Origin of the sequence: Chryseobacterium sp. Mn2064 (assembly GCF_049319685.1) — a bacterium.
Classification (GTDB): domain Bacteria; phylum Bacteroidota; class Bacteroidia; order Flavobacteriales; family Weeksellaceae; genus Chryseobacterium.
This window is the reverse complement of record NZ_JBMOUE010000009.1, coordinates 27,449-51,094: the sequence shown is the minus strand read 5'-3', so window position 1 is coordinate 51,094 and position 23,646 is coordinate 27,449. Positions and strand designations below refer to the sequence as shown.

General features: G+C 35.8%; 28 protein-coding genes and 1 tRNA gene. 23 read left to right on the top strand and 6 right to left on the bottom strand.

The window, feature by feature from the left end; translation table 11 throughout:
• Nucleotides 1–37: 37 nt before the first annotated feature.
• Genes ACL9RH_RS23050 through ACL9RH_RS23035 form a run of 4 tightly spaced genes read left to right on the top strand, consistent with a single transcriptional unit; the run spans nt 38 to nt 4,798 of the window.
• A complete protein-coding gene (locus ACL9RH_RS23050) occupies nt 38–574 on the top strand; it encodes an SMI1/KNR4 family protein (protein WP_422695674.1) in 537 nt (178 codons plus the stop codon).
• Between the two features lie 41 nt (nt 575–615).
• Nucleotides 616–1,377, top strand: coding sequence for a DUF4241 domain-containing protein (locus tag ACL9RH_RS23045; protein ID WP_422695673.1), 762 nt, complete (start codon nt 616–618; stop codon nt 1,375–1,377).
• 2 nt (nt 1,378–1,379) lie between these two features.
• Nucleotides 1,380–2,066 (top strand): SMUG2 DNA glycosylase family protein, encoded by a 687-nt coding sequence (locus ACL9RH_RS23040; RefSeq protein ID WP_422695672.1) that lies wholly within the window; start codon nt 1,380–1,382, stop codon nt 2,064–2,066.
• A gap of 50 nt (nt 2,067–2,116) precedes the next feature.
• A complete protein-coding gene (locus tag ACL9RH_RS23035) occupies nt 2,117–4,798 on the top strand; it encodes a DEAD/DEAH box helicase family protein (RefSeq protein ID WP_422695671.1) in 2,682 nt (893 codons plus the stop codon).
• Nucleotides 4,799–4,923: 125 nt separating this feature from the next.
• Here the strand turns inward: ACL9RH_RS23035 and ACL9RH_RS23030 are convergent, their stop codons facing one another.
• Both ACL9RH_RS23030 and ACL9RH_RS23025 read right to left on the bottom strand, forming a co-directional pair.
• A complete protein-coding gene (locus ACL9RH_RS23030; RefSeq protein ID WP_422695670.1) occupies nt 4,924–5,745 on the bottom strand; it encodes a T9SS type A sorting domain-containing protein in 822 nt (273 codons plus the stop codon).
• Between the two features lie 39 nt (nt 5,746–5,784).
• A complete protein-coding gene (locus tag ACL9RH_RS23025) occupies nt 5,785–6,333 on the bottom strand; it encodes a phage tail protein (RefSeq protein WP_422695669.1) in 549 nt (182 codons plus the stop codon).
• A gap of 254 nt (nt 6,334–6,587) precedes the next feature.
• Here ACL9RH_RS23025 and ACL9RH_RS23020 point away from each other — a divergent pair, with 254 nt between their 5' ends.
• The 12 genes from ACL9RH_RS23020 to ACL9RH_RS22965 all read left to right on the top strand — a co-directional run bounded on the left by ACL9RH_RS23020 (nt 6,588) and on the right by ACL9RH_RS22965 (nt 14,030).
• Entirely contained in the window at nt 6,588–7,352 is a 765-nt protein-coding gene (locus ACL9RH_RS23020) for an enoyl-CoA hydratase/isomerase family protein (protein ID WP_422695668.1), read from the top strand.
• Between the two features lie 174 nt (nt 7,353–7,526).
• On the top strand, nt 7,527–8,144 hold the full coding sequence (locus ACL9RH_RS23015; protein WP_422695667.1) for a hypothetical protein: 618 nt from the start codon (nt 7,527–7,529) through the stop codon (nt 8,142–8,144).
• Nucleotides 8,144–8,773 (top strand): hypothetical protein, encoded by a 630-nt coding sequence (locus ACL9RH_RS23010; protein ID WP_422695666.1) that lies wholly within the window; start codon nt 8,144–8,146, stop codon nt 8,771–8,773. The genes ACL9RH_RS23015 and ACL9RH_RS23010 overlap by 1 nt, the downstream gene beginning before the upstream one ends.
• Before the next feature lie 204 nt (nt 8,774–8,977).
• A complete protein-coding gene (locus ACL9RH_RS23005; RefSeq protein ID WP_422695665.1) occupies nt 8,978–9,268 on the top strand; it encodes a winged helix-turn-helix domain-containing protein in 291 nt (96 codons plus the stop codon).
• 70 nt (nt 9,269–9,338) lie between these two features.
• On the top strand, nt 9,339–9,602 hold the full coding sequence (locus ACL9RH_RS23000; protein ID WP_422695664.1) for a hypothetical protein: 264 nt from the start codon (nt 9,339–9,341) through the stop codon (nt 9,600–9,602).
• 33 nt (nt 9,603–9,635) lie between these two features.
• A complete protein-coding gene (locus ACL9RH_RS22995; RefSeq protein WP_422695663.1) occupies nt 9,636–9,932 on the top strand; it encodes a hypothetical protein in 297 nt (98 codons plus the stop codon).
• Between the two features lie 13 nt (nt 9,933–9,945).
• Nucleotides 9,946–10,431: a Coq4 family protein gene (locus ACL9RH_RS22990; protein ID WP_422695662.1), complete on the top strand. Its 486-nt coding sequence runs from the start codon at nt 9,946–9,948 to the stop codon at nt 10,429–10,431.
• A 10-nt stretch (nt 10,432–10,441) separates the two neighbouring features.
• Nucleotides 10,442–10,735 (top strand): hypothetical protein, encoded by a 294-nt coding sequence (locus tag ACL9RH_RS22985; protein WP_422695661.1) that lies wholly within the window; start codon nt 10,442–10,444, stop codon nt 10,733–10,735.
• Between the two features lie 43 nt (nt 10,736–10,778).
• On the top strand, nt 10,779–12,149 hold the full coding sequence (locus tag ACL9RH_RS22980) for a DUF4173 domain-containing protein (protein WP_422695660.1): 1,371 nt from the start codon (nt 10,779–10,781) through the stop codon (nt 12,147–12,149).
• Nucleotides 12,150–12,157: 8 nt separating this feature from the next.
• Nucleotides 12,158–12,844 (top strand): DUF1361 domain-containing protein, encoded by a 687-nt coding sequence (locus ACL9RH_RS22975; RefSeq protein ID WP_422695659.1) that lies wholly within the window; start codon nt 12,158–12,160, stop codon nt 12,842–12,844.
• A 73-nt stretch (nt 12,845–12,917) separates the two neighbouring features.
• Nucleotides 12,918–13,457, top strand: coding sequence for a hypothetical protein (locus tag ACL9RH_RS22970; RefSeq protein ID WP_422695658.1), 540 nt, complete (start codon nt 12,918–12,920; stop codon nt 13,455–13,457).
• A gap of 60 nt (nt 13,458–13,517) precedes the next feature.
• On the top strand, nt 13,518–14,030 hold the full coding sequence (locus ACL9RH_RS22965) for a hypothetical protein (protein WP_422695657.1): 513 nt from the start codon (nt 13,518–13,520) through the stop codon (nt 14,028–14,030).
• Between the two features lie 60 nt (nt 14,031–14,090).
• On the opposite strand, the gene ACL9RH_RS22960 is transcribed toward ACL9RH_RS22965, so the two are convergent.
• From ACL9RH_RS22960 to ACL9RH_RS22945, 4 genes are all read right to left on the bottom strand, one after another.
• A complete protein-coding gene (locus ACL9RH_RS22960) occupies nt 14,091–15,749 on the bottom strand; it encodes a S8/S53 family peptidase (protein WP_422695656.1) in 1,659 nt (552 codons plus the stop codon).
• Between the two features lie 191 nt (nt 15,750–15,940).
• Entirely contained in the window at nt 15,941–16,537 is a 597-nt protein-coding gene (locus ACL9RH_RS22955) for a hypothetical protein (RefSeq protein WP_422695655.1), read from the bottom strand.
• Between the two features lie 9 nt (nt 16,538–16,546).
• A complete protein-coding gene (dtd, locus tag ACL9RH_RS22950) occupies nt 16,547–16,996 on the bottom strand; it encodes a D-aminoacyl-tRNA deacylase (protein WP_422695654.1) in 450 nt (149 codons plus the stop codon).
• 3 nt (nt 16,997–16,999) lie between these two features.
• Nucleotides 17,000–17,458 (bottom strand): hypothetical protein, encoded by a 459-nt coding sequence (locus tag ACL9RH_RS22945; protein ID WP_422695653.1) that lies wholly within the window; start codon nt 17,456–17,458, stop codon nt 17,000–17,002.
• A 109-nt stretch (nt 17,459–17,567) separates the two neighbouring features.
• Here ACL9RH_RS22945 and greA point away from each other — a divergent pair, with 109 nt between their 5' ends.
• The 7 genes from greA (at nt 17,568) to ACL9RH_RS22910 (ending at nt 23,487) form a co-directional block, all read left to right on the top strand.
• Nucleotides 17,568–18,038, top strand: coding sequence for a transcription elongation factor GreA (greA, locus tag ACL9RH_RS22940; RefSeq protein WP_422695652.1), 471 nt, complete (start codon nt 17,568–17,570; stop codon nt 18,036–18,038).
• Between the two features lie 56 nt (nt 18,039–18,094).
• Nucleotides 18,095–18,484 carry an HIT family protein gene (locus ACL9RH_RS22935; protein ID WP_422695651.1) on the top strand — a complete coding sequence of 130 codons (390 nt, stop codon included), beginning with the start codon at nt 18,095–18,097 and terminating at the stop codon, nt 18,482–18,484.
• Between the two features lie 62 nt (nt 18,485–18,546).
• Nucleotides 18,547–19,734 (top strand): ATP-dependent Clp protease ATP-binding subunit ClpX, encoded by a 1,188-nt coding sequence (gene clpX / locus ACL9RH_RS22930; protein WP_422695650.1) that lies wholly within the window; start codon nt 18,547–18,549, stop codon nt 19,732–19,734.
• 75 nt (nt 19,735–19,809) lie between these two features.
• Complete coding sequence (locus tag ACL9RH_RS22925; RefSeq protein WP_422695649.1) at nt 19,810–21,783, top strand: T9SS type A sorting domain-containing protein; 1,974 nt, start codon at nt 19,810–19,812, stop codon at nt 21,781–21,783.
• Between the two features lie 4 nt (nt 21,784–21,787).
• A complete protein-coding gene (locus ACL9RH_RS22920; RefSeq protein ID WP_422695648.1) occupies nt 21,788–22,015 on the top strand; it encodes a signal peptidase in 228 nt (75 codons plus the stop codon).
• Between the two features lie 61 nt (nt 22,016–22,076).
• Nucleotides 22,077–23,369, top strand: coding sequence for a TlpA family protein disulfide reductase (locus tag ACL9RH_RS22915; RefSeq protein ID WP_422695647.1), 1,293 nt, complete (start codon nt 22,077–22,079; stop codon nt 23,367–23,369).
• Nucleotides 23,370–23,413: 44 nt separating this feature from the next.
• Nucleotides 23,414–23,487, top strand: a tRNA-Met gene (locus ACL9RH_RS22910).
• Nucleotides 23,488–23,646: the final 159 nt, after the last annotated feature.

The window sequence follows — 23,646 nt, the reverse complement described above, 5'->3', positions numbered from 1 at the left end:
ACAATACATCAAGAATATCATTTATTTAAAACAAAATATGGAATTACAATTTTTTAAAGACTTTGATTTTACAGGGTTCTGGGATGAAAGCAGCTATTCACAAAGAGATTATACTGAAGAATTTCCGGATGATGAAATGATTGCTTCCGTTGAAGAAGAGCTTGGTTATAAACTTCCAGCATCTTATATCGAACTGATGAGGATTCAAAATGGCGGGTTGGTAGATAAAGATTGTTTTCCAACAGAAGAAGCTACTTCATGGGCAGACGATCATGTTGCGATCACAGGAATTATGGGAATAGGAAGAGAGAAAACTTATTCTGTCTGCGGAGAACTCGGCAGTCATTTTATGGTTGAAGAATGGGGGTATCCCGATGATGGTATTTATATCTGTGACTGCCCTTCAGCAGGACATGACATGATTCTGCTTGACTATTCAGATTGTGGGAAAGATGGAGAACCAGTAGTCGTACATGTAGATCAGGAAGATAATTATAAGAAAACTTTTCTTGCCAAAGATTTTGAAACTTTTATTAAAGGATTAAAAACAGAGGACGATTTTGACAATGAGTAAATGAATAGTATCTTTAAACTTAAATCATAAAATAGAACATAATGAACGAAAGCTGGATGCAAAAATGGGAAGAAGTGAAAAATATTTTGGTTTGCCCTACAGACCTGGAAACCTATTTTACTTCAAATGAAATTCTGGGTCAGAAAATGGAGACGATGGAAATCGGAAATGTATCGCTTCCTTCCGGAAAAATAGTGGTAAGAGATCCGTTGGTTTCTTTGAATGCCAATCAATCACCTTATTTTATTCAGGCACCGAAAGGCGATTTCCCTGTAACTATTGCGGTAACGAAATCTGAAGATTGGGGAGACCGGTATGCTGTGGTGAAAGTTGAATTTACCAAAGAAAAACCCGTGGTTTACAGAGAGGCTCTGGTAGGAATTGAAGAATTGGAGGATGTAGCTGAAGACGATTTTTTTGGCTTCGGAGTGGATGCAGGTCTAGGTTGCATTACTGACAAAGAAGTACTTCCTTTTGTAGATAAATTTGTGGATGAAATAGATGTAGACAATGTTTATGACGACTATTTTGCCGGGCTTTTCTCTCAAAGCTATAAAGATTATCCCAACAATCAGAGAGAAGCTGGAGACTGGATCAATTGGACGATTCCTGGCACGGATTATCAGATTCCCATGTTTGCAAGTGGTTTTGGTGATGGTACTTACCCCGTTTACTTTGCTTATGATGCTAACGAAGAAATTTGTGGTTTATACATTCAGTTCATTGATATTGAATTGGCTTTAAGTGATGAAGAGGAGGAGGAAGATGATCAGCCTGAAAATTTTGTTTTTCTTAAAAACTAAATATGAATACAACTTTTGCAGATCAAGTTATTGAATTCAATAAAACATTGAGCTATTCAGAAGCTTTGCCGGAAGGTTTCGAAGTTCTGAATCCGTATCTGGATAATCCGGAAACGATGGAAATCATGCAAAAGTTTTATCATAAATATTACAATGATTCCCAGAAAAGGAAATTTATTGTAGGGATCAATCCAAGCCGCCACGGAGCCGGTGTTACAGGAGTTCCGTTTACCGATACAAAAAGGTTGGAAAGCGTTTGTGGAATAAAGATGGAATCAGCCAGAACCCACGAAGTTTCTTCCGTATTTATGTATGAAATGATTGAAGAATACGGAGGAGCAGAAATCTTTTACCAAGATATTTACATCAATTCCCCATTTCCTTTGGCAATCGTCAGAAAAACAAAGAGCGGATGGCTTAATGCCAATTATTATGATGACAAAAAACTGTTTGAATCTGTAAAAGACTTCATGATTGATTCTTTGAAGAAACATATTGGTCTCAATCTGGATACCTCCGAAGTTTTCATCCTTGGTAAAAAGAATGCCGAGTTTATTTCAAAATTAAACAAAGAAGCAAACCTGTTTGATAAGATGACAGTTCTTGAACATCCAAGATATATTCAACAATATAAGTCCAAAGAAAAACAATTGTACATAGACAAATACATTCTGGCTTTGAAGAAATAAATCATTCCCTTTCCAAATCTAATGAATCAGGCTTTTATTAAATTGAATTTATGAGCGTTTTCCCCAATAATACTACTTTCAAATACAGTTGGCGGACTTATCAACAAAAATTTCTGGATCACCTTGATGAATATCTCGTAGACAATCATCTTCATATTTCTGCACCTCCCGGTTCTGGAAAAACAGTGCTGGGTCTGGAAATGATGCTCAGACTCGGGAAACCTACTCTGATTGTTGCTCCCACATTAGCCATTAAAAACCAATGGATTCAAAGGTTTTGTGAACTCTTTCTGGACACAGAAACGATTCCGGAATGGATTTCCTCAGATATTAAAAATCCAGGGATTATCACAGTCACAACCTATCAGGGACTACATTCCGTTTCAGAAGCTAATGAATCCGATGAGTCATCAGAGAAATCTACCAAAATTTCTGCGGCAGAAATGCTCAAAAAGCTTGCAAAGCAAAAAGTAGGCACTCTCATTCTGGATGAAGCTCACCATTTGAAAAACGCGTGGTGGAGAAGTTTGATGGAGGTGAAAAAAACTATTAATCCTACTGTTATTGCCCTCACTGCAACCCCGCCTTTCGATGTTTCAGGTACAGAATGGCAGAAATATATTCAGTTAAACGGTCCGATCGATGTTGAAATATCCGTTCCGGAGCTGATGATTGAAGGAGATTTGTGCCCTCATCAGGATCTGGTTTACTTTACGCTTCCATCAGAAGAGGAACAGAAAAAAATTGATTATTACCATACGCAGGCTTCCTCTTTTTTTGAAGAAATTAAAAAAGATAATGTATTTCTTAACGCTATTGAGCAACATCCGATCTATCAAAATCCTACGGAGCATTTGGATTGGATCTATGAGAATATATCCTCTTATACTTCCGGACTTGTATATCTTAATTTTAGAGGAAAAATAATTCCCGAAATTCATTTCGAAATTATTGGCGATCAGCAAAAATATATCCCTGAATTTGATTTCTTCTGGATGGAAGAGCTCCTAGATTTTTATCTGATCGTAGATGAACTCAACTTTAGAAATTTTGAAGAACATCGAACTGATTTGGGAAACCGTTTAAAAAGGAAAGGCTTTTTTGAACAGAAAACCATCAGTTTCTATAATACGAAAAACCTGAATAAAATTCTGAACTCAAGCATCGGTAAACTTCAGGGAATAAAAGAAATCGCAGACTTTGAGTTTTCAGTTTTGAAAGAAGATCTTAAAATGGTGATCCTGACGGATTTTATTAAAAAAGAATATCTGAATAATGAAGCTCAGAATCATCTTCTCCTCGATAAAATAGGGGCGGTCCCGATTTTTGAAAAACTGAGAAGAGAAAATAGTCAAAATAAAAAAATAGGTGTTCTTACAGGGAGTTTAGTGATTATCCCGTTGAGTGCAAAAAAGATATTTGATGAACTCTGTTCCAGAAAAGGAGTTTCGGGTGTTTCCTGCACTCTGCTTACCTATGATCAGAATTATTTGATCGTCAGCCTTTCCGAGCAGATAAAACATGATATTGTACATATCATTACCGAAATTTTTCAAAGTGGTGAAATTCATGTTTTGATCGGTACCAAATCATTATTGGGAGAAGGCTGGGATGCCCCGAAAATGAATACACTGATTCTTGCCAGTTTTGTAAGTTCCTTTGTACTTTCCAACCAGATGAGAGGAAGAGTGATCCGGACAGATAAAGATAATATCCATAAAACTGGTAATATCTGGCATTTGGTATGTTTTGATTCTCATGATTCCATTGGTGGTCAGGATCTGGGAATCATGAAACGAAGATTCAAAACTTTTGTTGGAATTTCCAATAAAGAGAATCCTACGATTGAAAATAATTTTGAAAGGCTGAATAGCGGTATTATCGAAAATAAAGAGCAGATTGTCAAAATCAATCAGGAATCTTTTGTTCTGGCAGAAAATAGATCTGAACTGGTTCGGCGCTGGAAGACCGCTTTGGATAAAGGAAATATCTTAGTGGAAGAAATAGAAATTCCTTCCGGAAATATGGTAGAAATGGATGAGATGAGAATGGATTATCTGGGGAAAATGACCGGAAATTTCAGTAAAGTGATGATCTCCTCGTTTATTTTATTCTGGCAGGATCTTTTGTTAGGATTATTAAGAAACGTGCAGTCGATGGGGTCTATAAAGAGCTTTTCTATATTTGCTTCTTTGTTAGGTGGCATCGGTTTTCTGGTATACGGAGTAAAATTCTACAGATCTTTCAAACTCTATTTGAGATGTAAAGATACTGCGAAACAGATTGATTCTCTGGCTGAAGTAGTTGTATCAGCACTCATTTATGAAAGAATAATCCGTACCCCATTTGAAAATCTTAAAATTGTAAGTTCATCAGATAAGAATAAAAATGCGTTCTGTTATCTGGAAGGAGGAACTCAATACGAAAATTCCCAGTTTATACAGACCTTACAGGAATTGGTTTCAAAAGTAGATAATCCCAGATATTTAATAAAGCAAAAGAGAAAACATTTTTTTAAAGAAAAAGATCAATATTTCCCCGTACCTGAGATCTTTGCTAAGAACAGGAAAAGTGCTGATTTTTTTAAGAAATCATGGGAAAAAGCGGTGGGAAAATCTGAACTTGTATTTACAAGGACGCTTGAAGGTAGAAAAATTTTGCTTAAGCTAAGATTTGAAGCTTTATTAAAAAGAAACGGAAGGATAGAACATTTGCATAAATGGACAAGGTAAACCATCCATAAAGTCTCTTGTAAAACTTAAAAAAAACAAGGCTGCCTAGTTATGAAGCAGCCTTTGAGAAGTTATAAATTAAAATCTTTAAAAGGGGAACAAATATCGGGGTTTCTGTTTCGGTCTTAGTTTTTAATAACTTTGGTAGATTCTGTTGCGGTTCTGATGATGTAAACTCCTTTTGGAAGATCTGAAATATTGATTTCATTATTTCCTTTTTGAGTTTGTACCGTTTTCAGCATTTTACCATCCAGACTGTAGACTTTAGCTTCACTGGCTTTTTCTGTGATGATGGAAACAGGTCCATTGGTCGGATTAGGATAAACAGTCAGGTCTTTTTTAGTGCTTTTAGCTTCAGAAGTACCCAATACAATATTGCTGTCTTTTACCCAGGTTAAAGCATCCAAGCCCAGATAATAATAATTACCTCCCAAGGTTAACTGTAGCTCATCAATAACAATATTCGAATAATTTTGTCCGTTTAGGTTAGTCATATCAATCAGGGTATACCCGTTGGTCGTTCCAAGATTGGTTGCAAAACCCGTTGTTTTTATTGTTGAGAATTTTGTAACGCCACTTAGCTTTCCTGTTACAGTAAGAGTCCCTGATACTGCTGGATTAGAAAGCTTATTTGCTACATATACCCAAAAACGGTTTACTTTGAATAAATTCGAAGTTGTTTTGATACTGAAAGAGGCATTATCTGCACCTACACTCGCAGAATTGTCTATATAACGGTTATCATTAGCTGATCCACTCCATCCTGTATTCGGGAAAATACCTATTACAAAATTAGAAGCGTATGAAATAATATTAAATATTACGCCATTGTCTGTAAAGTTAGAACTTCCTTGAGACTCAGTTTCAAAAGTCTCGGTGCTGGTCTGCCCAAATGAAAAGGTTGAAATGAGCAGACTACAGATTATTAAAAAAGTAGTGCTTTTCATAATTGTTGTTTTTAAATATTAGGTTATTGCGTTATACTATTATCCTCGTGGTGGGTAAATCCCTTCTACGCAGATAATATAATTTAAGCCAAGATATGGTGGCATATTGTTTACAGGAAGGTTTTGTCCAACAAATGCAATTGATTTTGAATTGATTGTTGTATCCGGATCTGTATCTATATAACTTGGTACCGGGTCAAAAAGTCTTCCATTTGGAATTCCTGAAATGGCAAAAGATGATGCAGCAGTAGGAGTGGCAACATTTGCATTTTGATTTTTTACTTTCAATTGAAACCCTGCTCCCAAGCTTGGCATATTAGAGGCCAGAAGTGTTGTTTGTGTGGTACCGGCGGTTACTCCCAAAGGATAAAATTCGTTGGCATTTACGTTTCCTGCTCCCAATGCGATTCTTCCTTTAAGGTTAGGAAGCGCAAAAGTGCTTATCCCGTCACCTCCGTAAGTGGTCCCTAGTATAGAAAATAAAGCGCTGTTGCGTGAGATGCTTATTAAGCTTCCGTCACAAAACATCCATCCTCTAGGGGCAAAGTTTCCAGCAAACAGCTTCACAATTCCAATGTATTCTTCCATGGTAAATAATTTTTAGTTGATCGTTTTCCTACTCTTTTTAGGCTTTTCAGATTCCGCCTTTGGTTGTTGATTTCTTTATCCAAAGGAACAACTTATCATAAAGTGATACTAGCGTAGAAAATACCAAATTAAACACTCCGTATTTCTACGTAGTACCACGTCTGTACTTCTTTTTAATAGGTAAATTTATCTTCTTTAAGTTTCTCGGAACGAGCGGTATTTCGTATTTTTGTAAGAATCCAATAAAAATGAAAATGAGCGAATTTGTAGCATCAGAAATTAAAAATAATATTGCCGAAATTACATTCGGAACTCCTAAAAGTAATTCTCTTCCCGGAGCTATCTTAGAAAAACTTGCCCATACTATCCTTGAAGAAGGTGCAAAAGATGAGGTGAAAGCCATTCTGATTAAAAGCGAAGGTGAAAAAGCCTTTTGTGCAGGAGCAAGCTTTGATGAACTTTTAGCGATTGATGAACTGGAAGCATCCACCCAGTTTTTCGGAGGGTTTGCCAAAGTTTTGAATGCGATGAGAAAATGTGGGAAAATAGTGGTGGTAAGAGTTCAGGGAAAAACAACCGGTGGAGGAGTCGGTATTGCCTGTGGAGCAGATTACTGTTTCGCAACCAAAGATTCTGCGCTTGCCCTTACGGAAATTAATTTGGGAATAGGCCCTTTCGTTATCGGTCCTTATGTAGAAAGAAAGATTGGAAAATCACAATTCTCTGCAATGGCTATTGATGCCGATTTCAGATCTGCAGAATGGGCAGAGCAACACAATATCTATCATTCTGTTTCAGATACTATCCAGGAAATGGATGAGAAGTTGGATGTATTTTTACAGACCTTGGCTTCCAGAAGCAGTGATGCTTTAGCTTTGATTAAAAAAGTATCTTGGGAAGGAACGGATCATTTCAATGACCTGATGCCTGCAAGAATTCATATGAGTGCAAGCCTTATCTTGGAAGATTCTGCTAAAAAGAATATTGAGTCCATCAAGGAAAGACTGAGAGCAAAATAATTTTCAGCTTCTAAAAATATAAAGCCGTTGATCTGTTCATCGGCTTTTTTTGTAGGGTAAGAATGATTTTTTACTTCTCTCTAATTATGTATTTGTAAAAATTTCCTCAGAATTTTATAAAATTATTTTGTTGATTGATAAAAAATAATAACTTTGTAATTCAAAGTTCTTTTTATGGATTCAAAAAACTATCACGAAGACTTATCACATATCCGCTCCATGATGGAGCGGTCTTCAAGATTTATTTCGCTCAGTGGTTTATCAGGAGTGGTTGCCGGGCTGGCGGCTATTATAGGTGCCATTTACGTGTATTTCGTGTTTCAAAGGGAAGGGATCAGTTATTTTGATGGGAACAGAAATATTTTTAACCCTGCATTAGTCAGAGAACTTGTATGGATTGGAATTATTATACTTGTAGTGGCGGTTCTTAGCGGATATGTTTTTACGGCCAATAAAAGCAAAAAAAAAGGATTGAAGATTTGGGATGCTACTACAAAGCGCCTGTTGGTTACTTTTGCTGTGCCTTTGGTTGCGGGAGGATTATTTTGTCTGGCGCTTCTTTACCATCATCTTTTTGTTTTTGTTGCACCAGCTACCCTGATTTTTTATGGGTTAGCATTAGTGAGTGCAGAACGATATACCTTAACAGACGTGAAGTATCTGGGATATCTTGAAATTATTTTAGGATTAGTTTCTTTATTCATACTTGGTTGGGGATTGGTTTTCTGGGCAATAGGCTTTGGTGTTTTGCATATCGTATACGGGCTGATCATGCATAAAAAGTATAAATAGTGGGGATAGGTTTTGTCATTGTTCTGCACCTTTTCTTATTGTCTATTGTTGGTTTTATTGTTGGTATTGTAAGTTCGGTGGTTACTTATTTTGCTGGTAAAAAAGAAAGACGCAGGGTTAAAGTAGTAGTGGCATTCATGGCACCGTTTGCCTTTTTGTATACTTTTTATATGGGTGGGCTTATTGGGTTATCAATACTTGCTGATAGAAGAAATGTTGATATAGGAATTGGAGATGACTGGCACGTTCCTTTAGAGAATAATCATACTCTTTCATTTATCGATTTGGATGCGCCAGGATCTATTGTTGAAAAAGGAGGCAGATTTGTGGTTTGGGATGTCATAGCAATCGAAGAAAAAGGGAATAAAATTGTTGGGAAAACAGAAGATAATCAGTTTTTTTCTTATGATACCAGAACAGATGAGGTTCAGAAGTTTAAGACAGAATCTGATCTGAAATCAGCCAGCAATAATAAGGAAATTAAACTGATGAATGTTTCCAAGTTTTATTCACAGAAAAAAAGTGAATTGATCAGTACCTGGGAATATATATCAATTGCAATTTTTTCATTGTTGATAGGCGTTGGAGCTATGAATATGACTAAGCATATTGTATTTTTTACTGGTTAAATGTTCGCCAGGAAATTAAAATAAAGCGTATGAGAAAATGGACTGTTTTTTTATCCTTATTTTTGCATCGTTTTTTCGGAAAGCATATTCAGTAATCCTAAAAAAATTGAACTATAACCATAACTATATATTACTGAAAATTTAAAAAGAAAAATGATAATTCGTACCAATTAATTATCTCATAATAAATAAGATAAATTTAAAATGATCAAAATCAGCCAACTTAATAAAGAATTCGAAAGCCGTGTAAGATTGGGCATTATGTCCGTTCTTATGGTCAACGATTGGGTTGATTTTTCCGAAATGAAAAACCTGCTCGAAATTACAGATGGTAATTTGGCCAGCCACAGCAATGCTCTCGAAAAAGTAGGTTATATAGAAGTTAAAAAAGAATTTGTAGGTAAAAAACCAAGAACCTCTTACCGTGTTACACAGAATGGAAGACAGGCATTTACAGAACATCTGGATGCTCTGGAAAAATTATTGGGACGCTAGTCCTATATTTTTTTGAACATTCACTTTGAATTACAAAGTACTTTATATTTTAAAATTAAATAAAATGATGATGCATAAACAAAAAACATGTACAGTATATGCCATTCCATTGGTTGGAAATCTTTTTTCTGAGGAAGTTAATTTGTCTGGAGCAGATTTTCTGATTGCAGGAGTGTTGCTTTTTACAACAGCTTTTCTCATCAATCTGGTCAGAAACAGCATAAAGAAACAAAGTCAGAAAGTATTGATTACTATTTTCATTTTGCTGGCTCTCGCATTAATCTGGCTCGAGCTGGCAGTAGGTATTTTCGGAAGTCCGTTTGCAGGAAGTTAAAATTAAGTTTGCTATTAATTCTAAATAATAATGATGAAAGATTCAAAAATAATAAATCTAGGCAAGGCAGTATTCACAGTATTTTTTTCAATGGGAACTTTTTGCCTTTTAGGAGCATTAATTACAAACGATGATTGGTTTGCCGGAGCAGGCTATTTTTTAATCTTTTTTGGAGCGCCAGCCAACTTATTGTGTATACTTGGACTTTTGATATATAGTGCTATAGATACATCAAAATTCAAAGAATGTATGACTGCTATACTCATTTTGACTGCCAATATTCCTATCGCATTTATTTACGCTGTTATAGGTATTAGTCTTTTCTTTTAATATCCATACTATTATGAAAAAAATACGCGTTCAGTTTCTGCTTTTTGTGTATGATAAAACTCAAAAGTTATACAGAAAATACTTTAAAAAGAAAAAAAGACAATGGCAGTTTAATGAAAAACAGCTGCTTGAATTTCAGGAAGATTCTCTGGGAAGAAAATTGGGAGAGTTTTATAAAAAGCACGGGTTTTCTATGATTCCTAAAATGGAGAATCATGATGTTCATCATTTGATTACGGGTTGCGGAACCAACTTCGAAGACGAAATCGCGATGCAGTATCTTTTGCTGGGAAACGGAAAGCTTAATGCCCATCTTTTGGCGGCAATTGTTTTGGGAACAATTATTTTACCTGAGTATGTAACAATTTATATCAAGGCTTATCGAAAAGGACAAAACATGAGAACTTTTCATCATTGGGATTTTGAAGAGCTTTTGTGGCAGAATTTTGATCATGTGAAAGATTTTATTTTCCAGAAAGATACTGCTGTACTTTATTAAAACTGATTCTATGAAAAAAATACAATTCAGCCCGTTAGGAGAAAAAACATTTTTGATATCCTTTTTAGCAGGAAGCTCCTTACTATTTCTGTATTGGATTACAATGGCCAATTTTCTGGTCATAGTGGGCTTTTATTATGTGGTAATTGCAGCAGTCGCTAATCTGCTTATTCTTTTATATGAGCTGATGGTATTTCTTGGCAACGTATCAGAAAAGAAAAGCTCCGGAAATTCGGTTTTGCTGATGCTCGTCAATATTCCTATTGTATTGGTATACCTGAACCTGTTTTTCAGTTTTTGCTAAACTCTTTATCATAATATCATTAACCCTTCAATTTTAAAATATCATGAAAACACATCACTATATATTTCTTACGGCCTTACTTTTTGTTATCCTTTTTTATGATCAGGATATTGGGCTGAACCTTGGGATTCTGGGAATCATTTATGCTGTACTGACTTTTTTTAAAACACCAAAGAAAAACAGAACCAGGCTGGTGTACATTCTTTCTGCTACAAGTATTCTTTCGGGAGCTGCTTTTGCATGGTACGGAGACTTTCCTTCTTTTCTGGCAGTTGTAAGTTCACTTCTTTTACTTGCGTATAAATCAAAAAATAAAAGAATGAAAATCCTGCTTCTGGCTCCGGTTTTTATTGTAAATAGCTGTATTTCGCTTTGTCGCTTTTTAAATTTTGATAGCTGGCTTCCTCAAAGAAAAATTTCAGGATTGTGGCAGAAAACATTAGCTTTCATCTTGATTCCGCTATTGCTGGTTTCTGTATTCTTTGGAGTGTATTCTATAGGAAGTAATCATTTTGCCTCACTTTTTACCGATTATGAGTTGGATATTAACCTATGGCAGGTATTCTGTCTTTTTGTTTTAGGATTTTTTATCGCTTTTAATTATTGGAATTATGCTGTAGATAAAATGATTTATAAAACCAATCATATAATAAGCAACAATTTTCAGAAAGATTCCCAAATTCCAAAGGCTACCTATTCTTTCCTGGATCTGGATTCTGAAAGGATGAGCGGCGTCATTTCCTTTCTTTGTCTGAATATTTTATTGATTTTCTTCATCATCACTTACAATTATGAACAGTTTTATGAAATATCTAAAACCCCGGCCCAGCTTTCCGAAGAAACCCATGAAAGAGTAAATGCGGTTATTCTATCAATTATCATGGCCATTTTGGTGATCATGTTCTATTTCAAATCAGGGTTTAACTTCGATTCTAAAGCAGGTTTGATGAAAATTCTGGCAAAAATCTGGATTTTCCTGAATGCTGTTCTCGTATTATCTGCTGCGGTGAAAAACTATGAATATATTGTTCATTATTCTTTTACTTACAAAAGACTGGGTGTTTTTGCTTTCCTCACTTTATCGCTAATTGGCCTCGCACTGACTTTTATTAAAATTCAGAAGAAAAAGACAAATGCATTTCTGTTCAATACCATGGTGTGGTATTTCTACGGGACTGTTTTGGTGTGCTGCTATATCAATTGGGGAGGTTTTATCATCTCACAGAATATGAAACGCAAAGATTTCGTTGTCGATTACTACTTTACAACAGTTAATTTCAGTGAAAAAGGACTTTTGAAATATGCTGAAGCTAAGAAAGATCTGCAACTCGAAAAAACGATACAGGCAAAGATAAAGAGGGAACGAAGCAAAAAAAAACTCTCCAAAATCCTTTATTATCAAACTATAGAATAATACCAGTTATGAAAAAAATCATCGAATCCCCAAGAGTCAGAATGACTGTGCTGCTTATATTCATGACATTATTTTGTTTCAGTCTTTCTGTTTTCAGATATTATATCAGTGAAACAAAAGTCTTTCTGTTTCTCAACTGGAATCTTTTTTTGGCTTGGATTCCCTTATTATTAAGTTCTTTTATTGTGATTTTTAAGATTAAAAGTAGAATATCTCTGGCGTTCATTATTATCATCTGGATATTGTTTTTCCCCAATTCTCCTTATATCCTCACAGATCTTTTTCATTTGAGAGCCAGAAATTCAATACCGATCTGGTATGATCTGATTGTTATTCTTTCCTATGCTTGGACAGGGCTTATCTGTGGTTTTATAAGCCTTAATGACATAGAAAAAAGACTCTTCAGTTACGGTAAAAAGAATGTTGTGAACGGGTTGATTATATTTTTCCTTTTTATCAGCAGCTTTGGAGTATATCTGGGAAGGTTTTTGAGATGGAACAGCTGGGATGTCCTCAATAATCCTTTTGGACTTTTTAATGATATCGTTGTCAGGTTAATTTATCCTCTTGAATATACTAAAACATGGGGCGTTACTTTACTGATGGGAGTAATGCTGAATTTTATGTACTTCACATTTAAATGGATGGAAGCAGGAAATCATGATAATATACAGCCTAAAAAGGTAAATCATTAAATGAAATTGGAACAGTTTTAGCATTTAAAAGGATCAACAGAATGATACAGAAACATTCTTAAAATTAATTATTATGAAAAAAAGCCTTTTGTTGATCCCATTGATTATCCTTTCATGTAAAAAAGAATCTGCAGTTCCTGAAGTGTCGGGTAAAGATTCTGCTGTAGTAACAGAAATGCCGGATTCCGCTTATAAAAGAGATTCTGTAGCATTAAGACAAAAAGATTCAATAATTAACAATGCTCCGGCTACCAAAGAAGTTCTGCGTAAAGGAGTGATGAGAAGTGAAAAAGAAGGACAAATTGTAAGAACAGCAGATGCTTCCCAGCTACCATTTACTTTAGGTGAAGCATTTACCGACGATAATCAGGAATTGGTTTTAAAACTGACTCACTACGACAAGCCCAACATCAAAGCTAAAATTTCAACAAAAGAAAAAGATTTTAATATTCGCTTCAATCAGATAAAATTGCCAAACGGAGACTATGACGGTCCTTTTGGAAGAGATATCACTTATGAAACTCCCGGGAAAGGAGAAGTATGGTTAATTATCGGGAAAAGTAATATGGCTTCAGGAAATACCAAAGGAAGCTTCACTGTAAGTGTAGAATAAGCTTGTTAAAATTTGGTACAATTTCTGCAAACTAAATACAGAAGTTTAAAATTTAAAATTATGAAAAATATCGTTCTAACAGCAATGGCCGCGTCAGCAGTACTTGTAAGTTGCGGGACTGTACAGTCGCTGGTTCAGAATACGTTTCCATACACAACGAATGTTTTAGTGTCTACGGGAGTACCTGCGGATAAAGAAGTTTCTTCCACCGCAACAGCTACCAATGTACAGACTTGGTTTGGAGGAAATAACAATGCAAAGATTAAAGATGTAAGAATCTCGGATGCAAAGATTTCTGTGGCATCACCTTCAGGAGGTAATCTGAGCGCCTTCAAAACTGTTAAAATCTATGTTTCATCAGCAGGAACTGGAGAAAGGCTTATAGCTTCCCGATCCAATATATCTACCAACACTTCCAGTTTAAATCTGGATTTGAATGATACGGGTTTTCTGGATGAAATTGTAAAAAGTTCAGGTCTTACCATTAGAACCGTTTATGAACTGAGAAATCAGACCTCTTCGGATATGAACATTAAAGTGGCACTTAATTTCAGCAGCGTCCCTGCGAAATAAACAGATAAAACTTGCGAAAAAAACTCCTTTCAGAATTTCTGAAAGGAGTTTTTGTTTACTCTATAGTTTGGTGAATTTCTCTACAACTCTTCTCGCTCCGTCATTGATGTTAATCATATACTGACCCGTAGGCAATGTTGAAATATCAATCTTTTCATCAGATGAAACCGAATTTTTTATAATCGTTCTTCCCTGAATATTTACAATTTCAAAATCAAGTTTTCTATTTTCATTACTTTGAATAGCAATATAGCTGGAAGTAGGATTAGGATAAATTTTAACTTCTAGCGGACTTAATGTTTTCACAGGTTTTACGAATTTACTTTCCAGTTGAATGATGGCATTTTTTACATTCGGAAGAGGTCCGATTTTTTGATTAGCCACTGTACCTCCCTGAGGAATACCTGTAGAAATCAAAAGGTTTTTCATCGCGGCCGGAGTAAGGTTCTGCCCCGTATTCTGACGGTAGAAAGACTGAATAAGTATTGCTGCAGAAGCTACTGTAGGTGTTGCAGAACTGGTTCCACTGAAATAATTATACGTTCTGTTGTTATCATTATCATATTTGGCGTAAGATCCGTAGCCTGCTGCCAACACATTGCTTCCCCAGCCTTGTACATCTACCCGGTTTCCGAAGGTGCTGAAACTTAGCTTCGAATGGGTTGTATTCGGTGAGCCTGCTCCCACAATAATCGCCCCACTGTTTCCTCTTGCATTATAGGCCGCATAAAAAGGATCATCAAGGTTTTGATTTCCGTTCCCCGCTGCTGCAATAATGATGATTCCGGAATCTGTAGCCGCTTTGGTAAGATCCCAGATTACCTTATCATATTCTGCAGGACAATATTGGCCGTCTTTACCTCCTGTCTGCATTTCATACAATATAATATCGCCGGATTGTGAAGCATTGATGGATCTGCTGACTGCCGAAGCTCGGTTATACCCTAAAGTTGTCCATTCCATATATCCTTTGATTTCAGAAGCACTGTAAGCTGCACCTGTAAGTCCAATATTATCCTTTACCGAACCTAAAATACTTACCACGGCGGTTCCGTGATCACGATAGTTATTGGCTGATAAACCAGAATTCGGGCTGTATCCCGGTTCCAGTTGTATAGAATTTTGATTGGCCAGCATTTCATGGGTTTTATAGAAACCATATTCTACATCCCGAACTCTGATATTCTGTCCGGTAATTCCTCTTGACCATGCATATTTTGCGTTAATTCCGGGATTGTCATTCAGATAGGTTTGTACATTTTCCAGATCAGGTGTAGCCACAAACATATTCACTAAAGGAGGCTCTACCGGTGCACTGCTCATCACCGAAACATATTCTATTTCAGGAAATCTTTCCAGCGTTTGAATAATTTTCTGTGAATATTCCTGGTTTTGAAAAGGAAGTTCTGCTTTATAGATTCTTTTCAGTTTTTCTACAGATTCTCCCGAATTACCAATGGCCTGGCTGTTTCTTGACATTTCGTCCAATTTACTATCTGTAAAGGCTAGATCATACGTAAATGAGATTTTGTTTTCCCTTGAAAATTTTTCCAATTCAGCGTTTCTGGTGAATGCCATTTTTTCAGAATTGATTCCTTTAGAAAAGCATACATACACTGTCCCGTTCATATCATTGGCCTTTTTGGATGAGGTTTCCTGTCCAAAAGATAGGGTAGAAGAGAGCACAGCTAATGCGAAAAAATGAATTTTTGTTTTCATATTATTTTTGTTAAATGGTTGTGATGTGTTTTGGTTTGTATCAAAAATAATAATAAAAATATAATAAAATCACTTTTTTGTGAGTTTTGATAAATAATTTTTATACGAAAAAAAATACCCCAACAGAAGGTAAAATCTGTGGGGGTAAGATGTTTGTCTTGTATTAATAAAGGCAGACTGGAAATGTTATTTTAATTGTCGTCAAACCAGTTCAGCCTGTTTTGGTGGTAAATGAGTTTCTTTTTATTCATAATCTGATATTCAATACCAATGCTGTCGTTATTGGCACTGATTAATCTTGCTCCCTGAATAGGTAATGTTTTTTCGTCAACATATGTTTCCGGTGAAGGAGGAACAATTTTCTCTATTGTTGCTAAGTAAGGATCTCTGGAAATCTTTTTTTCGAAAATGCCTTCTTTTTTATAAATCGTGATCATCGGATTAGACATTACTCCGGGGCGACCTCTTTCTATTCTGTACGTGTCATTCAACATAATCTGCTGGTTGCATCCAACGGTTGAAAAATAAAGAATCATACTGAAAAAAGGGATCATCATGGGTAAAAAACTCAGAATAGTTCCCGAGATCAATAGCCAGAAATAGATTTTGATACCCTTCTTTTTCCAAAATTTTATAATGATAAATACGGTCATAGCCAGCCAGAGCCAATTAATAATTTTATCAATATAATATCCCGAAAAACTATAGTCAAAGATGCTTAAAACAACTCCAAAAAGAAAAATGAACGTAATGATAAGATAAGCCGTAACAATTTTTTGGTTCTTCATTTTTTGGAATTAATTTTTGGTAATCGAATCCATCACAATAGTAACAGGGCCATCATTGATCAGGGATACCTTCATATCCGCACCAAAAATTCCGCTTTCGGTTTTTAATCCGGATTGAGCAATTGATTCTTTAAAATAATCGAAAAGTGGAACGGCTTTATCGGGTTTTGCTGCTTTGATGAATGAAGGGCGATTGCCTTTTTTATAATCCGCGATCAATGTAAACTGACTGATACAAAGAATTTCCCCTGCAATATCTTTTACCGAAAGATTGAGTTTACCGTCTTCATCACCAAAAATCCTGAGATTTAGAACTTTCTGTACAAGCCAGTCCGCATCTGTTTTCTCATCATTTTCATCTATCCCTACCAGAAGCATCAATCCTTTCTCAATTTCTCCTACTGTTTTTCCATCTACCTTTACACTGGCTTCAGAAACTCTCTGTATAACGATCTTCATTTTTTAATAATAAACATTTAGAATTTTACTGGCCGGATCAAAGTTGAAATTGGTATAGGTTTTAGGAGGTAAAGACGTCTTGGCTCCGGATTCCGGCTGCCCTGTTCTTAATATCCATCTTGTTCCATCTTTAGGACACAGAATGGCAATATTGTCCTTTACTTCCAAAGTTGTATTATTATCCGGGCAAATGTGAGGTGCATTTCTGTCATAGATCTTGAAAGAATTCCCTACACGAACAATGATCAATCCTCTGGTTCCGGACTGCTGTTCGTTCACATAGATCCAGCCGCTGTCATAGTTCAAATTGTTGTATGCCGGAAGGTTCAAATTCAAGGTTACATTGATTGGGTTATTGGGAAAGCAATTTACTGTATCTTCTCTAGTGGAGCAAGAGTTTATAGCTAAATTACTGAAAACCAATAAAATGAAAATAGATAATATCAAAGAAGTTTTTTTCATTTCAATTTAAATTTTTATATATTTGTAAAAATTAAACGATTACAACACGAAAACATTGTCCGGCAAATGTCGGATTATTTTTTTATACCAAAACTAAATTTTGAAAATTATGGCAAGCTATGTAACTAAGGAGGGCCTTGAGAAAATGAAAGCTGAGCTGGAACAGTTGGAAACTGTAGAGAGACCAAAAATTACTCAGCAGATCGCAGAAGCAAGAGACAAAGGAGATTTGTCTGAAAATGCAGAATATGATGCGGCTAAAGAGGCTCAAGGAATGCTTGAAATGAGAATTTCCAAGCTGAAAGATGTAATCTCCGTTTCTAAAATTATAGACGAAAGCCAATTAGATACTTCAAAAGTTTCAATCTTAACAACAGTGAAGCTTAAAAATAATGCTACCAAGCAAGAACAGGTATTTACATTGGTACCGGATAACGAAAGTGACCTGAAAACAGGGAAAATTTCCGTAAACACTCCTATTGCAAAAGGTCTGTTAGGAAAAGCAATTGGTGAAGTTGCAGAAATTGTACTGCCAAACGGAAACAAACTTTCTTTCGAAGTATTAGACATTTCTCTGTAATCTGATACTCTATTTATTTCTGACTTCTAATATATAACCTCTAACTTCTCTATATAATGAGCACTATATTCACAAAAATCATCAATGGCGAATTTCCCTCGTATACAATTGCTGAAGATGAAAACTTTATAGCTTTTTTAGACGCAATGCCTTTGGTGAAAGGACATACTCTGGTAGTTCCGAAAAAAGAAGTGGATTTGATTTTTGATCTTGAAAGTGAAGAATACAAAAACCTTTGGGGATTTACCCAAGAGGTTGCCAAGAAGATCAAAACTGCAATTCCATGTGTAAGAGTAGGAGTGGCGGTCGTAGGATTGGAGGTTCCTCATGCGCATATTCATCTGATCCCTTTAAACAAGGTGGAAGACATGAATTTCAGAAATGAAAGATTAAAATTAACGAACGAAGAATATACCGAGATTCAACACTCAATTATGAATTCTTAAAAACCAGAAAATCGTAAAAAAGTAATTTTTTACGATTTTCTTTAACATATACATATAATAATATGAACTCAAACCAATGTTCTTTCTGCGGCAGAAAAAGAAGTGAAGTACAGATGCTGATCTCTGGGCAGAATGGTTTTATTTGTGAAAATTGTATAGAGCAGGCGCACGCTATAGTAAAAGACGGCGCTTCCAAAACCGAATATTCTCCTGCAGACAGTATGGCAGATCTGAAAAAGCCTAAAGAAATCAAGACGTTCCTTGATCAGTATGTTATAGGACAGGATCAGGCTAAAAAGCAACTTTCGATTGCCGTTTATAACCACTATAAAAGATTGCTTCATGCCAAAGACGAAAACCGTGAGGTAGAGCTTGAAAAGTCGAATATCATTATGATAGGGGAGACGGGGACAGGAAAAACCCTATTGGCCAAAACTATCGCAAGAGAACTTAATGTACCTTTCTGTATTGTAGATGCTACGATTCTTACAGAAGCCGGATATGTGGGGGAAGATGTAGAAAGTATTCTTTCAAGATTGCTGATGGTAGCAGACTATGATGTGGAGAAAGCCGAAAAAGGAATTGTTTTCATTGATGAAATTGACAAAATCGCAAGAAAATCCGACAATCCAAGTATTACAAGAGACGTTTCAGGAGAAGGAGTACAACAGGGGCTGTTGAAATTGCTGGAAGGAAGTATTGTAAATGTACCACCACAGGGAGGTAGAAAGCACCCAGATCAGAAATATATTCAGGTGAATACTCAAAACATTCTATTTATTGCAGGAGGAGCTTTTGACGGAATCAAGGAGATCATTGAAAGAAGAATGAACAAACAGGCTATTGGTTTCAGCTCTGAAAAGATCAATAAGACGGATGAAGATGAATATATATTAACAAATATTAATGCGATCGACCTTCGTTCTTTCGGATTAATTCCGGAACTTTTAGGAAGATTTCCAATCATTACTTATCTCGATAAACTCACGAAAGAGACGTTGGTAAGAATTATGAAAGAGCCTAAAAACTCAATCGTGAATCAGTTTGTGGAGCTTTTCAAAATGGATGGTACAGATTTGGTCATTACAGATGGCGCCATTGAGAGAATTGTAGAAGAAACTATTGAGAAAGGATTGGGTGCCAGAGGACTACGAGGAACCACTGAAAAAGTTTTGGAAGACTACATGTTTTCAATCGGAGAAGAAAAAGAAATTGTACTGACAGAAGATAATATTTTGATTAATAGATAAAATATTTTTTTTTTTTTGGAAAAAAATAATACCTTTGCGGGTGAAGATTGTATTAACACACAAATAATTTATACAATGAGAAAAAGTTTATTTGCTATAGGTCTTTTAGCCGTTAGCTATTCTGTTCAGGCGCAGAATGTTCTATGTCACGTTGACACTAACGCTAATATGTATGTGAGCGAAGGCACCCTAGTTTATAGCGGTGGTGGTGTACAAACAAGGGGTAATGGCCTTTTGGATGTACATGGTAATGTCATGGTTGTAGGTACAGCCACTGACTCTTTTAAAACAATTGATACCGGAGGCGCAGATAAAACCGATGGAGGGAATATCGTTTTAAGATTAAATACCCCAAGTTCCTATGCGACTTCTACATATGGTCAATTATATGTAGACGGATTATCCCAATCCAACGTTACGGGTACTGTAACTAAAGAGTACAGAAATGCTAAACATGGTAATGGTAATTTCTATCAGCAGATAGGTTTACCTTTTAGCGATAAAGTACTTTCTAGCCTTTCTGGAGAACTTAATAAAACGTTCAGCAACACCAGATACTCCAAAAATGAAATTTTAGCATGGAATAATGCAACCGTTGTAAGTGATACAAAACCTATTACTTCAACTACTTCAACTGCTACAGCTTATAACTATTATATGCTTGGGTCTAGTAATAACAATTTGGATCTTAGCACTCCTCCGGGGGGAGCTAACGCAGTGTTTAATATTAACGGTAAGCCTTTTTCCACACTCGCTACAGCAACTTTAATGAATGCTGGTAACGGAATCGATTTTGGACCTGGAGGTAATAATAGAAACTCTTATAACGAGAGATACAACTCTTACGCTTGGGATCAGTTCGAAGAAACGAACAGCCTATGGGCAGGAACCTTTGGTAAGAACATTTATGAATTCGGAAACCCGTTTTTAACAAACTTAGATTTATCAAGAATCGGATATGTTGAGAATGGAGGAATTACGGATGGTAATGCTATCACCAATATTTGGGGAGTTCAATACTCACCGGGAACTGTACAATATGTGAACAATGTAGGAAGTACATTTACTAATCCACTTACAATAACATTTGATATTAACACACATGTTCCTGTAGGAGATGTTAATAACCTAATCGTAAAACCAATGGGAGTTTTTGTGATGAAGTTAAGAGATAATACTTCTCAAACTCTAAACTTTAACACTCTTAGAAGATTTAGCAATACAGCTAGAGCTGCAGGTACAGATTATAATGTAAATGCTAGCCGATCTGCATTGAAATCTAGCAACAGTACAGTAAAACAATTAGGAGTGATTGGTTTAGATGCTGTAGGTAATGAAGTAGCTAGAGTATATTATGTAGTTACTCCAAATGCAACAACAGGTCACCAGATTTCCAATGCAACTACACTGCAGGTAGCTACGGATAATAGTAATAGTATTATTACTTACGAAGAAGCTTTAAATGGAGGACAAGATCCTAACTATTCTGGACAGTATAAGCTGTACATCAACGAAGCTAACGAAAGTAACTTCTTAGGAAAAAATATCGTAATGGATAATTTTGATTACGGTACTACTGGTCAGAGAATTGTTTCTTACAAATTTGAGATCAGAGAAAATGCTGAAATGATTCCTGCAGGAGTACATCAGTTGTCTTCAGGAACAGGTTTCTACTATAAGTCGGCTAATGGTAATCCGGAGGAAGCTAAACAGGGCGCTATAGTTCCTGTAGGCTCTAAGATTTATAACCTTTACTATGGAGAACCTGATAGAGGTACGCTAGCAGCTAACGACACTACTAAAGCATTGTCTAAAACCGTAGTTGTATACAACCCGGCAGTTAGCAATTATATAGTTAGATTTGATCCAAGCTGGAAAAAAGCAGATATTGAAGTTTATGATATGAGTGGTAAACTGATTATCTCTAAGAAAGCAGTAGATGCATCTAGGGATTTTGTAATTGAACTTGATGGTTCAGTGAAGAGTTCTTATGTTGTGAAAGTGGTTTCTGATAAAGGAGTAATTGTTAACACCAAAATCTTAAAATAATAATATGAAGACTATTAATAAACTAGTATTGGCTCTTTTCCTTTTTGTGATGTCATTTGCATATGCAGAGGAAATGCCTCCAGCACCAGCCTCAGCAGCTAGGGGTGGAACCGGAGGTGGAGGACCAGGTGCACCTGCTTCACCAATTGATATGTATGTATATGTACTTTCTATTGTAGCAATCGCATTGATTTTATTTTATACAAAGAAGTATAAAAGCATAAAAGCATAAAATTTTATTAAAATAATATTAAACTCTCTGATTAATCGGAGAGTTTTTTTATTTTTACTCTATGAAAAAGATTTATATGCTATCTGCAGTTTTAACTGCATTTGCTCTGCAGGCTCAATTTACAGTTACAGTTCAGACTCCTGCAGAATTTAAAGATCAGGATGCTATACTATATACATTAAACGGTTCGAAAGATATTATTGTTACGAAAGAGCAAAGTAAGAACAATACATGGACCTTTAAATATCCAAGTAATTATATGGGAATGATGAAAGTTTATTTCCCATCGTCAAATAATACTGTAAGCTTTATCTCTGAGAATAAAAATATCAGCTTTAAACTTGATATCCAGAATAGCAAAATTAAAGATGTTATCTATCTTGATGAAGCCAATGATCTAATGAGTAAGCAGCAGGAAGGTTCACAGAAAAAAGAACTTATCCTTCCGGCTTTAAGTCAGATCAAAGAATATTATAAGGATAATACAGACTTTGGAAAAGCGCTGAAAACAGAGATTGACAGACTTTCCGGTTCTGCTAATTCAATCGATGCAGCAAAACATCCGTTTATAGCTTATTACAATACGAATTACAGCAAGTTTTTAGGAAACCAGATGGATACCTCCAAAAAGGTAAATCCGGACGAAATTGTAGACTTTCTGGACAAGTCGGGAGACATGCTGGAAAGCTCATCATTACTAAGACCAGTATTGGTAGCCTATTTGAATGCAGGAGGAAATACCAACGTAGCGGCTTCAGTAGATAAACTTCTTGACCGTTTGAAAGTTGAAACACCAAGAGGGCAGACTGTTTTATCTGAACTGATTGATATTTTTGATGTCTATCAGATGGATGAATTCAAAACGAAGTACCTTGGGCTTGCAAAGGGTCTTAAATGCACTATCAATGACAGGCTGGCTTCCACATTGAAATCTAATGCAAACGTGGAAATGGGGGCTGCTTTTCCTAATTATAAGTTCCAGTCACCGGTTAACTCTACCGCGAAGTCTCTTTACGATGTAAAAGCCGATAAGAAGGTTGTTATTTTCTGGTCTTCTACATGCTCACACTGCGAAAGTGAACTTCCAAAACTATTGGAAAAATACAACGATCTTAAAGCAAAGAATATTCAGATTGTAGGTCTTTCTTTAGATGTAGATAAAGACTCTTATTCTAAAAAGATTGCTGCATTTCCTTGGATCAATGATTCAGAATTGAGAGGATGGAACAGTAGTTACGTAGATACTTACAATGTTCATGCAACTCCGACGTATTTTATTTTAGATGCTAACAACAAGATAATCAGCAAACCAGATCATGTTGGAGATGTTTTGGAATATTTTAAGTTAAAATAATTTTGGTAGTAAAGAAATATTTTCTATATTTGCACCACCAAAACGGCGAGGTAGCTCAGTTGGTTAGAGCGCAGGATTCATAACCCTGAGGTCACGGGTTCAATTCCCGTCTTCGCTACAAGAGACCGCAATCAAGTGATTGCGGTCTCTCTTTTTTTATTACAGATTCTTTTTCTCAATCATGTACAAAAGCAAAAGACTCTACAAAAAAATGAAGCTGCCCGAATAAGAAAAAGGGTATTACACTTCACTCTTCTACTCTGTAATCTTAAGTCGT